Raw genomic sequence first — 14385 nt, forward strand, 5'->3', positions numbered from 1 at the left:
AGTGAGTTCACAGTTTTAGCCAAAGATGTATCACTTCAATCATTAAACTATTTTCAAATCTCTGCTGGTTTCTGAGCAGAGAATTTGAAAATATAAAATCATTATGAAGTGATAAATCGGTGGAATATGACAAAATCATATTAATTCTTTGCGCAAGCTCATCTAAGCATCGGATGACTGACCACTTAATTTCAACACAGTACTTTAACAGAGCCTATGTTTAAATATGGGCGTATCAACCGTAATAAAAAACTCACTGAAGCGATCTTCTTCAGTGAGCTTTTTTTGCGCATCTGCCTTTTCTGAACGTATGTGAAGAAATTCTGGCAGGCGACATAATTTTATTTTTTTACTACAGAAAGTATTTCTCCTTCTACCTTTTGTACATCTGGTACAAAACTCTTAAGAAGTGATAGTTTTCCTGTTATTTCATATTGTCCAAGAGTTGCAGGGATGAATACACTGTCACCTTTTTTAACAGCTAGTTCTCCATCAGAATACTTTATAACTCCAGTTCCATCTACACAAGTAAATATGTAGAATCTTTCAGGATCACTGCTCTCTTTTATTGATTTTTCTATGTCATATTTTATTATTGTAAAATAATCGCATAGAGCTAAATAAGTCTTTGTCACTCCATCTAACGTAGCTTTTAGTCCATTGCTGTTTTCTCCTTTAAGACTAAAGTCTATAACATCTAAGGCTTTTTCCACATGTATTTCTCTTCCTCTGTTATAGTCATATACTCTATAAGTTGTATCGCTGTTCTGCTGAATTTCAGCAATAACAACACCTTCACCTATAGCATGAACTAATCCACTTTTTACGAAGTAGAAGTCACCCTTCTTTACTTCGATTTTATTTAAATACTCGTCGAAGTTTCCAGTATTTATAGCTTCAACGAATTGCTCTTTTGTACAATTTTTAGTTCCTACAACTAGATTTGCTCCTTCGAAAGCTTCAAGAACATACCAACATTCAGTCTTTCCTAAGTCACCTTCTACTCTTAAACCATATTCATCATTTGGATGAACTTGAACTGAAAGTTTATCCTTTGCATTGATTAACTTAACTAAAAGCGGAAATCTTTCTTGATTTACCTTTGTTCCCACAAGGTCACTACCTAACTTTTCAATCAAATCCTTAAATGAAGTTCCTTTATATTGTCCATTTGAAACAATTCCTGTTCCGTTAGGATGACAAGCTATATCCCAGCTTTCTCCGATTTCGCCTTCTGGAAGATTATCTCTAAAAAGCTCAAAATCTCTTCCTCCCCAGATCTTATCGTAGTACAAATTATCAAAAATAATTGGATACATATAGTATTCCTCCTTTGGTTTATACAGGATCAGAATCTTATAGTATAAATTACTGTAGAACCAACCCGTTTATTAAATTATGTTTGTGAAACGTATAATTTAATAAATAAATGTGTAACTAATTAAATATATAAACATATGAATCTATAGCTTATTATAATAAGCCCAAAATAGTTCATATTAATAGAATAGCGTAAAATCAGGAACTTTTAAAGTATCTCCATTTTCTTTATTATAATCATCATAAATCTTTTTTGCTTTTTCATAGTTATCTGTAATTGTTTTTTTAGTATATTCATCAGTTGAATCCAATATTCCAGTATAAGCTGCCTTCAAGTTTACCATACCTCTTTCAAGATCGCCATTGATTGAAATATAGAAACACCCTGCATTATTTAACGTAAGAATATCATTTTTATCAGCAGCATAAGCATATCTTATTTCTTTTATAGCATCTGCATTTTTATTTTGTCCTAAATAAATAGTTCCTAAAGTCCTATGGTACTTTGGTTCTGATTCATTAAGAGAAACAGCCTTCTTTAGTAACTCAACACATTCATCCTTCTTATCTTCTTTTAGCTTTATAATAGCCATATTATATACTATTTCACTATCATTGGGCTTTATTAATGATGCCTTATAGAAAAATTCATAAGCCTTATTAAGATCTTGTGTTGTATACCAATAGTAATTAGCTATATTTAGAAGAATATTATAATTGTATGGTTCCTTTAACAAAGCAGTTCTGAAGAAAGGCTCTGCTTCTTCGTTTTTATTCATCTTTTTCAGAATTTCTGGCATTAAAAAGCCATAATTATCTGGATAATCTTTATTTTTAAGAATACTATCGTTACAATACTCTAAAGCCTTTTTATAGTCTCCCTTGTCTAAGTAGTACCATGCAGCAGTATGATATACTCTATAATCTTCCTTATTGCTTTCTATTACTTTGTCAAGAAGCTGATCTGCTTCCTTTGTATTTTTTGTTTTTTGTAAAGCTGCTGCCTTTATTAGGTTTACTTCTATCTTACCTGTGTCCTTATCCTTTAAAGCATCCAAATATTTAATTGCGTCATCAGCGGTTTCTGAGGTCATAGAATAAACCTTTGCAAGCCACATATTATACGCTACGCTATCTTTATTTTTTTCTTTCAATGCTATTAACTTCTCTAATAACATATCTCTATTATATGAAGCTATTTGAGACAGTACATCATATACCTTATACTCATCTTTATCTAAATTCCAAGCTTTCTCAAGATACTTGAAGCCATCATCCCAATTATCTACAAGCATCTTCATCCTTGAGTAGTCTGCCATATCATAAGCGGACTTTGTATCTACAGGATAAGTATCAATTAAAGCCTTAGCCTTATCAACTTTATTATTCGACATATATGTAGAAAACATAGTTTTTATTAAAGGTTTATAAGCTTTATACTTGGATAAAGCTGCATCCCCTTGCTTTAAGGCCTCATCAAAATCCTTATTCATATAGTCAGTAAATACTATATAGTTTAATAGATATTCATCTTTTTCTTTAAAATCTTTCTTCTTTTCACCATTCTTTTCTATATAGCTATCTCTTTTAGCTAATGCTTTCTTAAGGATTTCTCTTGATTTATCCAACTTTCCTTCAACAGAATATATTTCAGCTATCTTCACATCCCAAAGAGGCCAAGTTTCTTTTTCATTTAACTTTGTATATTCAGCTATGGCTTTATCATACTCATTTTTGTAGAAATATTGTTCAGCCTTGTTTGTAGCTATTTTTACAGTTTGATCCTGGGCTTGTCTATAATAGTAATAAGACGTTGGAACAGCTATAACTATTAGTAGAGCCACAACTAAAGCAGCAATCTTAAACTTTTTATTTTTAAAATTCACGTTTTTCAAACCATTTTTAAATTTATTTAATTTAAAACCTTTTATTTTTTTCAGCATCGGTATAAATTTATCTTTATAACTATTCTTTAAAAAACTTAAGTTTATGTTTCTTACCCTTGATGAAATCCTTTTAAACACACTTTTTAAGAATTCAGTAAATTTACTCATAATTCCTCCATTTTTTCAATTCTCCTATTATTCTAGCAAAAAGAACAAAAAAAATCTATATATACGAAAACCTATTATAACTTTCATGTTGGTACAAATTTGATATTATGATATACTATACTTTAGTTTATAAGGTAGGTTGTGATGCCAATGAATTTATTAAGAAAAAAGATTGTTGATCTAGCATTATTATTCTTGCTTTTTATTTTTATAGGGATGCTTGTATATAGATTTGTTCCTAATATGAACCTTTCTCTAAACGGAATGTTATTAGGTAACAATACAAATAAAGTGGATTATCAGAAATCAAAAAACTCTGATTATGTAAGTGAAATATATTTAACACCTGTACCTATAACAAGTAATCTACAAATAGTTTCAACACTTTTGTCTAATAGCGACTTGACCATAGGCTACTTAGATAGATCTGAGAATGTGGATGGTGAATTTATAAAAAAATTCATTAATGAAAAAGGAATTAACTTAGTTTTTGCAGATAACACACAGCTGGATACCATATCCAAGACAGGTGTTAATTACTGTTCTTCCTCATCATATTTTCAAGCGAACTATCAAGGTAAGAGAATAAATTTTGTATATATAGATGTAGATAATGAGTCTTCAGATAATTTCAATACAATGCTTTCTACTATTGAAGATTTAAAAAAGAGCAACTTACCGGTTGTTGTATATGTAAACTCTTCAAAGCCGCTTACAGATAATTATGTTAACTTTCTTTCTAAAACAGGTGTAAATTTAGTACTCATAAATAGTTATGATAAATATAAGTTTAGACTTATAAACAAGACATTTTTTGTTAATAATTGTAATAATACAGAAACAAGCTATGTGCCCCAATTTTCTTTTGTTTTTAACAAGAACAACTCAGTTTCTATAGGTATTAAGCTTATAATAACTGATTATGGCAAAAAAGATTCTGTAATAAAAGATCTCAATGAAAGATCTCTTAATATACCCTTTAAGATCAGCGAAAAGTATAACTTTATTGATTATTAGTTTATTGTAATAAGTCTTAGAAGTTATATAATTAATTATGAAGGTGGTGTCAAAAATTAAAATCAAGTCTTTATTTAGTATAATCGCAGCAAAATTAACATTATTTCTTTCAAAGAAGTTCCTAAAGGGAGGAAGTAACTTTCCTGGAAAAGTAGCTTTGAAATTTGATAATTCAATATTAAAAACCATAACAAAAAATTACAAGGTTATCATGATTACTGGAACTAATGGTAAAACAACTACCACTAGCATGATATATAATATATTAAAGGAAGCTGGTCTTGATGTAATAACTAATAATACAGGTGCAAATATGCTTCCTGGAATTACCTCCTGCTTTATAGACAATTATAAATTTGGCAATTCAAAAGAGCGCTATGCTGTTATTGAAGTGGACGAAGCAAACTTAAAGTTTATAACTAAGCATTTGAATCCTTGGTCTATTACTATAACTAACCTTTTTAGGGATCAGCTTGACCGTTACGGTGAAGTATATACTACGCTTTCTAAGATTATGGAAGGCGTTACTCTTGTTCCTGAAACAAAGTTGATATTAAATGGAGATGAGTCCTTATTAGGAGAATTAAAGCTTCCAAACCCTACTACATATTTTGGTTTTGGACTGTCCCCTACAAACGAGAAAGTAATAGACATAAACTCAGACGCAAAGTTTTGTAAGTTTTGCAAGACAAATTACGAATACAATTTTGTGTCCTACAATCACTTAGGAGACTTTTATTGCCCAAGCTGTGGCTATAAACGTCCAGAACTAAAATATACTCTTACTAATGTATTAGATATAACCTCTGAAAACTCATTGGTAGAATTTAATAACAAGGAATTCAATGTGACTCAGTCAGGAGTATATAATATCTACAATGCGCTTTGCGCCTATGCTATTACTAAAGAACTAGGAATAGATGATAAAGTTATATATAACTCTTTAAATAAACAAGAATCAAGTTTTGGTCGTCAAGAGGTAATAAACATCGAAGGAAAAGAAGTAAAGATTATATTAGTAAAGAATCCTGCAGGGTACAATCAAGCTATAGATACATTGTGTTTAAGCAAGGATACTTTATCAGTAGCTTTCTTACTTAATGATAACTATGCTGACGGAAGAGATGTTTCTTGGATATGGGACGTAAACTTTGAAAAGTTAGCTGGCCTTGACATAAATGATGTATTTATATCTGGGGAAAGAATGTATGATATGGCTATAAGATTAAAAACAGCTGGAATCTCTGTAGAAAAGTTTAAGATTGATGGAGAGTTTTCAAATTTAACTGAAAATATAAAGAGTAGCACTGGTAACAAAATATATATCTTAGCTACTTATACTGCTATGATAAATTATAGAAAGTACCTGCATTCAAAAGGGTACATAAAAAAATTATGGTAAGAGGTGATATTATGGAACTAAATATATGCCATCTTTATCCGGATCTATTAAATGTTTATGGAGACATGGGAAATATTTTGATATTGAAGCATCGTGCAGAAAGCAGAGGTATTAAAACAAATATTATCAATGTTTCAATTAATGATCCTTTTGAAGAAGATAAGTATGATATTGTATTCTTTGGAGGAGGTCAGGACTATGAGCAATCCATAGTTTCTGATGACCTAATAAATACGAAGAAGGACTCAATCTCAAAGTACATTGAAGACGGAAAAGTATTTATAGCTATTTGCGGTGGCTATCAACTTCTTGGTAAATACTATACTACTCCAGAAGGAGAAAAATTAGAAGGACTAGGTATTTTAGATATATATACTGAGCCAGGAAACACTAGATTTATAGGCAATACAGCTATTGTAAATGAAGAGTTTGGTGAGACTTATGTAGGTTTTGAAAACCATTCTGGAAGGACCTTTATAAATAATCATAAGCCACTAGGAAAATGCCTTCATGGTTACGGCAATAACGGAGAAGATGGCCAAGAGGGTTGTATATACAAAAACACCTATGGCTCATATTTTCATGGCTCTCTTTTATCAAAGAATCCAGAGTTTGCAGATAGAATGATTAAAAACGCTCTTGATTTTAAGTATGGTGAAGTAGCTTTAGATTCACTAGACGACACCCTTGAGTATAAGGCAAAAGAAACTATATTAAATAGACTTAACAAAAACAATCTCTAAGATATCTTAGAGATTGTTTTTGTTATTTATAGACTAAATATCAGTTCTTGCACTACTTATTATTTATGACTTTTATATTTCTCAGATAGTCGTATTCTTCCATGGTAATTTCGCTTAATTTTTTAAATCTATATCCTCTATTTTTGTAATAATCTATGACTTCTGGCAGTGCATCGACAGTTGTGGTTTTATTATCTCCGTCATGCATTAGTACCACAGAAATCCTATAAGCATCTCCCATACTTCTTATGTTCTTTATTAAATCTTGTTTAGGGACTAATGCACTTGCAGCATCTCCTGAACTTACATTCCAATCTATATAATTAATATTTAACCTTTTTAGATTGTTCTTTATATTTATTGAAGTATCTTTTTTGCAATAAGAATTATAAGAACCCCCAGGAAACCTTACAAACTTTTTACTACTTGAATTCCTTAAAACTTCAGTTATGTTCATTGATTTCTCTAAGTCTTTAAAGTATTCATTTTCATTTTTATATATCTTTTTATATACATGACTATAACAATGAGGAAACACATCCATATCATGGTAATACATCTGATTAAAGCTATAGTTATTATTCTTTACATTTTCTCCTACAATAAAGAAGCTGGCCTTAACATCTTTTTTATCTAATATATCAATGATTTTTTTTGTACTTATATATGATGGTCCATCATCGAAGGTTAAGAATACCACTTTATCGTAGTTAATCTTATGTACATATTCAACGACTTTGTCATCATTAATCATCTGATATTTTACTGGAAAGCACTTAACCTCTTTTCCAAAGAAGATAATAAAGAATACTAACATGCATAGTATTTTCTTCACTATCCCCACCTCTATTCATATGTAAAACTTATACACTTAACTTTCTACCATATTATTTTGTGTTTATAACTTATTATATATATCAGTTAATATTTGCTATATTGTGCTTAAGCTTCCTTTGATTTTTCTATAAATTGTTATATTTTTAGGCTATGTAAAATAATACTTTTGAAATTAAGTTGTTCTGATCAACACAGTAGTTTAAACGAGTCTATTTTTATGATTTAATATTTTTATAAATATATATTTGCTTTGTATATAATTAAATTTATTAATTAAAATATATTCATATAGAGAGTTCCTATATGGAACCTTTATGAAAACTTAATTTATACTTGTCCGAAAATCACGGAGGCTGGAGATTTTTTGCACATATATATTGCTAGTTAAGTTAGGAACTCTAAAAATAAGAACACGGAGGATTTGATATGCAGACTTGGGCTAAGCCAAAAATAGTTGTAAGTAAGTGTTTAGGTAATACTGCCTGTAGATATAACGGCGAAGCATCTACCTTTAGTTTATATATAAAGCTTAAACCTTTTGTAGAATTTATAGAAGTGTGTCCTGAAATGGCAATAGGCCTTCCTGTTCCTAGAGAGGTAATAAGACTTGTTAGAGAAAAAGATACCATAAAACTTGTAGAGTCTAGCTCTTTGAAGGAATACACAGAAGATATGATTAACTTTTCTACAAATTTTATTGATAACTTAAAGGGAGTTAATGGGTTCCTTTTAAAAAGCAGGTCCCCTTCCTGTGGAACTAGAGATGTTAAGATATATCAAGGTACCGCCAAAGGAGCTCAAAGCTCAAAAGGAAAAGGCATATTTGGTGGTTTGGTACAGGATAGGTTTAGTTATCTGCCTATTGAGGAAGATGGTCGTTTGAAGAACTTTGCTATAAGAGATCATTTTCTTTCTAGTATATTTACCTTATCGGAATTCTCAGATGTTCAAGAACATCAAGATCTTCCAACACTACTTAAATACCACAGTAGACACAAGCTATTATTTATGTCATACAATCAGACCGAATTAAAGAACCTAGGTAGAATAGTAGCCAACCATGATCATCTATCAGAAACTGAAATAATTGATGCCTATTATACTGGACTGCTAAAACTTCTTTCAAAAACTCCTAGATATACTTCAAATATTAATGTTTTTATGCATTCCTTTGGATATTTTAGTGAATACCTAAATCCTAAAGAAAGAGACTTTATGCTTTCAGTTGTTGAAAAATATAGGGCCGGAAAGATACCTCTAAGCGTCCTTCTAAACCTTCTAAAATCACAAGCAATACGATTTAATAATCAATACCTTCTAGATCAGAGCTTTTTGGAACCATATCCTGAAGAGCTTATCGATATTTCTGATTCTGGAAAAGGAGTTACTAGATAAGTAGTCTAAAACCATGCTAAAAAATAGCTAAAGTGATTTTCTTCAGCTATTTTTTCTCATCTTCCTATTTTAGTATATTAAAAATTTTATTGTAGGGAGTTCATTATTACTTTTTTACTTGCCTATGTTTATAGTATTGTTGAAATTAAGTGGTCATGAAAGAGCTGCTATATGAACGAGCTATTAGAATTAAACCATCGGATCACAGACCATTTAATTTCAACCTGGTATTTTAATTTACTTTATAAAATCTAAAAATTCTTTCACAATCCTTGCAGTAAATCCCCAAATCACATATTCTTCATATTTATAAAAATACTGATCCATTTTCCCCTTTGCAAAATTATATTCCTTCCCTCCTTGTATTAAATCAAAAGGAAAATCTTCACCTATGTTAGGAACAACTTCTATTTCATGCTTAATAGGGTTATTATTTATGAAATAACTTATTGGAACCTTAAAAATATGATCTACTTCCTCCGAACTGGGTTTTGAAGGATATCGCTTCAGTTCTGCAACAAATGGATATATAATTGACCCGTATGGAGAAATAAAAAAATCCATAGCTCCGTAGTACTCAACATCTTCTATACCAATATTAAGTTCTTCTATGGTTTCTCTTATCGCTGCTTCTTTCTTGTCTTCACCAAGTTCTACCCTCCCGCCTGGAAAGCATATATCCCCTGGTTGACTTCTAAGCGTCAATGCCCTTTTTTCAAAAATTAAAAATAGTTCATCATTCTCTTTATAAATTGGTACAAGTACTGAACTTTCTTTGTACTTTCCTAAAGGTTTGGCCTTATGATTAGAAAATAATTGTTTAAGGTTATTAAAGTCCACTAAATCCCCTCCTAGCTACCATAAATGTAACTTTATCTTAATTGTTATTATAAACTATTAGTGCTATACTTAAAATGTTGTAAAAAAATTAAAAAGGGTCCTATTATAAACTTAGTTTATACATGTACAAAAATATTATTGATAAAATTTTATAAATTTCACAAAAAAATTATTTACGCCTTAGTTTTTATAGAATTCACATATCAAATAATGTTTTGAATATTTTCGCGCATATATAAACTAGCAGTTTCGTGTAACCCAAAAACAGGAGAGATGAGATTTGAAACGCAAAGGATTAATTACTTCACTTTTAATCGCCTTTTCTATCAGCATGTTTTCACCACTGACCGCAAAAGCTGAAGAAAAAGCAACAGCAAAACTTCCAACTATAGTAGGAGACTCAGCAATCACACTAGATTATGATACTGGTGAAATAATCTATTACAAAAATGGAGATGCTAAGCGCTATCCAGCAAGTACAACAAAGATGATGACAGCTTTATTGTTCAGCGAAAAAGCCAAGAAAACTGATGAAGTTCCATACAATGAGGATGCAAAAAAACAACCTGAATATTCTTTAAATGTAAACTTCAAACCTATGGCAGTAACTGATAAGATGACAGCTGAAGACGTAATGAAAGCTCTTCTTATGTACTCAGCAAATGATTCAGCTTACATGATAGCTGATTATATAGGAAATGGCGATTATCATAAGTTTGTTGATATGATGAATGCTAAGGCAAAAGAGTTAAATTTAAAGAACACTCACTTTGCAAATCCTAATGGATTACATGACCCCGATCATTATACTACTGCTTACGATCTATCAGTAATTGCTCGAGAAGCATATAAACAGCCTTGGGTTCAAGAAGTAATGACTACAGAAAAATCATCTATCAAGATAAGTAACGGTGCAATTATAAACCTAGAAAATAGAAACAAGGAACTTAACAAGGATGGTAATATTGGTGGAAAGACTGGTTATACCTCTCAGTCAGGAAGATGTCTTGCTGCAATCTACGAAAGAAACGGACATAAGATTATAGGAGTTGTACTTAAATCTTACTACGATGCTCAAGATCAAACTGTATTCAATGATATGAAGAAAATTATGGACTATAGCTTCGCTGCAGAAAAATCAACACTAATCAAATCTGGTAGTGAAGTAAAAAAAGTAAATGTAAGTTATAAACCACTTAAGTTCTTTGGTCCAACAAAAACAGTTGAAGTTCCTTTAGTTGTACAAGAAGATGTTAAATATTATGAAAATGACATAAATAAAAAAGAAGTTACTCAAAATGTTAAATTAACTGATGTTGATGCATGGAAACTAGCTAAAGATAATGCTTCAATAAAGCTCACTGTAGCTGAAAGAAATTACAGCAAAGACTATGCTGTAAAGGCAAACATTTCGACATCTGATCTAGTGAAAGCAAACCTTGGTTTATACTTTGGTTTAGTAGCTGGTGTTATAATAGTTATAGTATTAATACTTTTTGTTATAGCAACAATTAATAGGTTAAAGAGAAAAAGTAGAAGAAACAAAAACATATTTTAATTAAAATATTGCTGTCTGTAATACATAATTTTTGTGTTATAGGCAGCTTTTTAGTGTAATGATAGAAACTTAAGTCTATTTTCCTATGTCAGATTCACTTCATATAATCCAGACTTAATATTTAATTACAATCCATAACATTATAATTCTAATTTGAAAGTATAATTTCTTCATCTGCTTCTATACCTTTATAATGTTGAAAATATCTAAAAAACATGTTATAAGTGTAAAGTAACTAATAGAGATTTATATTTTTTTAATAACATATAAAAACTCTTAATCTGGCATTATGCCTATATAATTATATAATTTTATGAATATTTATTTATATAATTATATGATTCTTTATTTTTATATTTACGTATTATTCAATTTTTATCTAAATAAGAAAATATATTAACTAGGAGTACATTATGAACAAGAGAAAATTTAAAGGAAGTGCTATATTAAATCCTGTACCAGCGGTACTTATAACCTCTAAAAATAGAGATGGTAAGGTTAATGTTTTTACCGTTGGGTGGGCAGCAACAATCTGCACTCGTCCGCCAATGCTATCAATATCAATCAGACCTGAAAGACTATCCTATGAATACATAAAAGAATCTATGGAGTTTGTTGTAAACTTACCTACTTCAAGCCTTACTAAAAAGGTTGACTATTGCGGTGTAAGATCCGGAAGACAAGTAGATAAAATTAAAGAGATGGGCTTCACCCTGCTAGAAGGTGAAAACATTGAAACTCCTCATATCTCTGAATGCCCTATAAATATAGAATGTAAAGTGAGAGATATCATCGAACTAGGCTCTCATCATATGTTTACAGCTGATATTGTAGGTTCTCTAGTTAATGAAGATTTGATTGATGCTAGTGGAAAGATTCATTTTGAAAATGCTGATCTCCTTGCATACTGCCATGGTGAATATTACCCTCTTCCTAAAAAACCAATAGGCAAGTTCGGTTATTCAGTTCAAAAGAAAAAAAAGAAAAAATAGGATTACACTCCTATTTTTTCTTTATAAGTTCCTATATTATGCAACATTAATATTTTTTACTACCTCTACTAATTCCTCAGGCCTTTTTACAAAATAATCTGGGTTTTGTTCCTTTAGATAGGTTATAGGCAATGCTGTATATTCTACTGCACAAGTATAGCATCCAGCATTCTTCCCACACATAATATCAAAATGTGAATCTCCCACCATTATTGCTTCCTTAGTAGATATACCAAGTGCATTGCAAGCCTTTAGCGCTGGTTCACCATTAGGCTTATGCTTGTCTGTGTCTTCAGGAGTTATTATTATATCTAAATAATCATATATTCCTGCTATTTTAAGCCCCTTCTCTGCTAGAGCTCTTCTTTTTGAAGTTACTATACCTAATTTAATCCCCATTTGCTTCAAGCTTGATAGTAGGACTTCTACACCATCAAAAGCATAGCACATTGTATCATGTCGTTCCTCATTATATGCTCTATAAACCTTTATCATTTCTTCAACTCTATCCTCTGTATAGTCTTTAAACGACACATAAAGAGGTGTACCAAAGTTTTTAGTTATTTCCTCGTCACTAACTTCTATATTCAGTATACTTTTAAAAGTATATTTAAAAGAATTTATGATTAGTTCGTTTGTATCAAGTAGTGTTCCATCTAGATCGAATAATACTGCTTTTATCATATCCAATTCCTTTCTGCCTTTTATAAATATTATAAACATTGCTTGTACTTATGTAAAGATTTCTAGATCTATAACCTAGTAAATACTTTCTTCTTTAATGGATCTCTTAAGCCTCTCTATACACTGCTTTAACTAAAATATATCTTCTTTTAGAAATGAAACAATTACCAGTATACCTGACTATACTTATTAAAATACTATCTTCATGGAGGTGATAAAAATGAATGATGTAAACAAATTTGCTCCTCATGAAACTTTAGAGCTGCACGAGCTTCTTAATACAGGTGTACTTGCTGCAAAAAAACTAAATACAACTGTAGGAATGGTTAAAGATCAAGAATTAAAGGAATTTATGAAAAATACTCTAACCACAAAAAAAACTAATATAAATGATATTCAATCTATTGTAAGTAGAATACAAACAAGCGAGGTGAAATAGAATGTCTTGGATAGATACAGTTTTAGGTTCTGATCAAAATGGAAACAGCGGAAGCACTAAGCTTTCTGATAAAGATATTGCTTTAGATCTATTGACAATGTCTAAAAATGACATTGGTATGCTTTCTAAGGTTATACCAGAAACAACAAATCCAGAGGTTAGACAATTATTAAGCACTCAACTTAATGCCTGCATAGCTAGCCACTTTAAGTTATCTGATATGTTAATAACAAAAGGTTGGTATAACGCATATGGCACACCACAAGAACAAATCAAACAAGATGTTGAGTCTTCCAATAAAGTCTTACAAGAACAATTTTAATTAGATATTTACTAAATCATATCTTAAAGATGTACGTAAATATATTTCTGTGAACTATTGCTATATTATATTTTTATTATATAAATTTTAAAGGTATCAATCCTTGTAAACACAGATAATCAACGCAAATATTATATTTTAACCACAGTTATATATACTACTTTCATCCCTAAATGTAAAAGCTCACTTGATCAAATTCAGGTGAGCTTTATTTGCACATCTGCCTTTCCCAATATATATGATAAGAATCTAGTAAGCCAATAAGATTTGTTTTTTATTGTCTCCCCTAAATAATTTTTATAAACACTTAAAATTACTAGGCCTGTACTGGAGAAATTTTCATACTGTCTTTAACATAAACAAAGACTCTGCATTTCTGCAGAGCCTTCATATCATTTATTACTTTAATCCATTTTCATAGCTTTCGATCATTTTCTTAACCATGTATCCGCCTACTGAACCATTTTCTCTTGAAGTTAGGTCTCCATTGTAACCTTGTTTTAAATCAACTCCAAGTTCTCTAGCAGTTTCAAATTTGAACTTGCTTAGACCTTCCTTTGCTTCAGGTACTAAAACTCTATTTCTGTTGTTTGCCATGACTAAGTCCTCCTTTAAAATAATATTTTTTTGATAACCCATTTAAGAATCTCTATTTACTCCCTTAGTAGAATCTAAGTGTTTTAAATTTCAATTACTTAATTGGTTATCGTATTAGTATTTTGCTCGAAAACAGATTTATTATTATAGAGGAGTTTTGGAAACAACTTATCTTTTTTACTTAA

14 protein-coding genes are annotated in these 14385 nt (G+C 30.4%); 8 read left to right on the forward strand and 6 right to left on the reverse strand.

The genetic code is table 11. The features are described 5' to 3' along the window. Positions 1–341: 341 nt before the first annotated feature. Both manA and C1I91_RS20900 read right to left on the reverse strand, forming a co-directional pair. Positions 342–1319 (reverse strand): mannose-6-phosphate isomerase, class I, encoded by a 978-nt coding sequence (gene manA / locus C1I91_RS20895; protein ID WP_128214618.1) that lies wholly within the window; start codon positions 1317–1319, stop codon positions 342–344. A 180-nt stretch (positions 1320–1499) separates the two neighbouring features. Next, entirely contained in the window at positions 1500–3374 is a 1875-nt protein-coding gene (locus C1I91_RS20900; protein WP_128214619.1) for a tetratricopeptide repeat protein, read from the reverse strand. A gap of 150 nt (positions 3375–3524) precedes the next feature. Between C1I91_RS20900 and C1I91_RS20905 the strand changes: the two genes are divergently transcribed. Genes C1I91_RS20905 through C1I91_RS20915 form a run of 3 tightly spaced genes read left to right on the forward strand, consistent with a single transcriptional unit; the run spans position 3525 to position 6536 of the window. Continuing rightward, positions 3525–4391 carry a hypothetical protein gene (locus C1I91_RS20905; protein WP_128214620.1) on the forward strand — a complete coding sequence of 289 codons (867 nt, stop codon included), beginning with the start codon at positions 3525–3527 and terminating at the stop codon, positions 4389–4391. Positions 4392–4437: 46 nt separating this feature from the next. Next, positions 4438–5793, forward strand: coding sequence for a Mur ligase family protein (locus C1I91_RS20910; protein ID WP_128216058.1), 1356 nt, complete (start codon positions 4438–4440; stop codon positions 5791–5793). An 11-nt stretch (positions 5794–5804) separates the two neighbouring features. Beyond that, the gene (locus tag C1I91_RS20915) at positions 5805–6536 is read left to right on the forward strand and encodes a type 1 glutamine amidotransferase (protein WP_128214621.1); all 732 of its coding nucleotides are present in this window, start codon (positions 5805–5807) and stop codon (positions 6534–6536) included. 52 nt (positions 6537–6588) lie between these two features. Here C1I91_RS20915 and C1I91_RS20920 read toward each other — a convergent pair whose 3' ends face one another. Further along, entirely contained in the window at positions 6589–7371 is a 783-nt protein-coding gene (locus C1I91_RS20920) for a polysaccharide deacetylase family protein (RefSeq protein ID WP_128214622.1), read from the reverse strand. A gap of 428 nt (positions 7372–7799) precedes the next feature. On the opposite strand from C1I91_RS20920, the gene C1I91_RS20925 reads away from it, so the two are divergent. Further along, a complete protein-coding gene (locus C1I91_RS20925) occupies positions 7800–8768 on the forward strand; it encodes a YbgA family protein (protein ID WP_128214623.1) in 969 nt (322 codons plus the stop codon). A 237-nt stretch (positions 8769–9005) separates the two neighbouring features. Here the strand turns inward: C1I91_RS20925 and C1I91_RS20930 are convergent, their stop codons facing one another. Further along, positions 9006–9608: an NUDIX hydrolase gene (locus C1I91_RS20930; protein ID WP_128214624.1), complete on the reverse strand. Its 603-nt coding sequence runs from the start codon at positions 9606–9608 to the stop codon at positions 9006–9008. A 280-nt stretch (positions 9609–9888) separates the two neighbouring features. Here C1I91_RS20930 and C1I91_RS20935 point away from each other — a divergent pair, with 280 nt between their 5' ends. Further along, positions 9889–11166, forward strand: coding sequence for a D-alanyl-D-alanine carboxypeptidase family protein (locus C1I91_RS20935; RefSeq protein WP_238475856.1), 1278 nt, complete (start codon positions 9889–9891; stop codon positions 11164–11166). Between the two features lie 413 nt (positions 11167–11579). Next, positions 11580–12158 carry a flavin reductase family protein gene (locus tag C1I91_RS20940; protein ID WP_128214625.1) on the forward strand — a complete coding sequence of 193 codons (579 nt, stop codon included), beginning with the start codon at positions 11580–11582 and terminating at the stop codon, positions 12156–12158. A 36-nt stretch (positions 12159–12194) separates the two neighbouring features. On the opposite strand, the gene ppaX is transcribed toward C1I91_RS20940, so the two are convergent. Further along, positions 12195–12842 (reverse strand): pyrophosphatase PpaX, encoded by a 648-nt coding sequence (ppaX, locus tag C1I91_RS20945; RefSeq protein ID WP_128216060.1) that lies wholly within the window; start codon positions 12840–12842, stop codon positions 12195–12197. Between the two features lie 220 nt (positions 12843–13062). On the opposite strand from ppaX, the gene C1I91_RS20950 reads away from it, so the two are divergent. Beyond that, entirely contained in the window at positions 13063–13281 is a 219-nt protein-coding gene (locus tag C1I91_RS20950; RefSeq protein WP_238475857.1) for a hypothetical protein, read from the forward strand. Between the two features lies 1 nt (position 13282). Further along, positions 13283–13603, forward strand: coding sequence for a spore coat protein (locus tag C1I91_RS20955; protein WP_128214627.1), 321 nt, complete (start codon positions 13283–13285; stop codon positions 13601–13603). Positions 13604–14002: 399 nt separating this feature from the next. Here C1I91_RS20955 and C1I91_RS20960 read toward each other — a convergent pair whose 3' ends face one another. Further along, positions 14003–14200: an alpha/beta-type small acid-soluble spore protein gene (locus tag C1I91_RS20960; RefSeq protein ID WP_128214628.1), complete on the reverse strand. Its 198-nt coding sequence runs from the start codon at positions 14198–14200 to the stop codon at positions 14003–14005. Positions 14201–14385 lie beyond the last annotated feature (185 nt).

The organism is Clostridium manihotivorum (assembly GCF_004015185.1).
Taxonomy (GTDB): domain Bacteria; phylum Bacillota; class Clostridia; order Clostridiales; family Clostridiaceae; genus Clostridium_AR; species Clostridium_AR manihotivorum.

Coding starts and splice junctions, on each gene's coding strand:
- manA (WP_128214618.1), bottom strand. CDS start 1,319: ATGTATCCAATTATTTTTGATAATTTGTACTACGATAAGATCTGGGGA.
- C1I91_RS20900 (WP_128214619.1), bottom strand. CDS start 3,374: ATGAGTAAATTTACTGAATTCTTAAAAAGTGTGTTTAAAAGGATTTCA.
- C1I91_RS20905 (WP_128214620.1), top strand. CDS start 3,525: ATGAATTTATTAAGAAAAAAGATTGTTGATCTAGCATTATTATTCTTG.
- C1I91_RS20915 (WP_128214621.1), top strand. CDS start 5,805: ATGGAACTAAATATATGCCATCTTTATCCGGATCTATTAAATGTTTAT.
- C1I91_RS20925 (WP_128214623.1), top strand. CDS start 7,800: ATGCAGACTTGGGCTAAGCCAAAAATAGTTGTAAGTAAGTGTTTAGGT.
- C1I91_RS20940 (WP_128214625.1), top strand. CDS start 11,580: ATGAACAAGAGAAAATTTAAAGGAAGTGCTATATTAAATCCTGTACCA.
- ppaX (WP_128216060.1), bottom strand. CDS start 12,842: ATGATAAAAGCAGTATTATTCGATCTAGATGGAACACTACTTGATACA.
- C1I91_RS20950 (WP_238475857.1), top strand. CDS start 13,063: ATGAATGATGTAAACAAATTTGCTCCTCATGAAACTTTAGAGCTGCAC.
- C1I91_RS20955 (WP_128214627.1), top strand. CDS start 13,283: ATGTCTTGGATAGATACAGTTTTAGGTTCTGATCAAAATGGAAACAGC.
- C1I91_RS20960 (WP_128214628.1), bottom strand. CDS start 14,200: ATGGCAAACAACAGAAATAGAGTTTTAGTACCTGAAGCAAAGGAAGGT.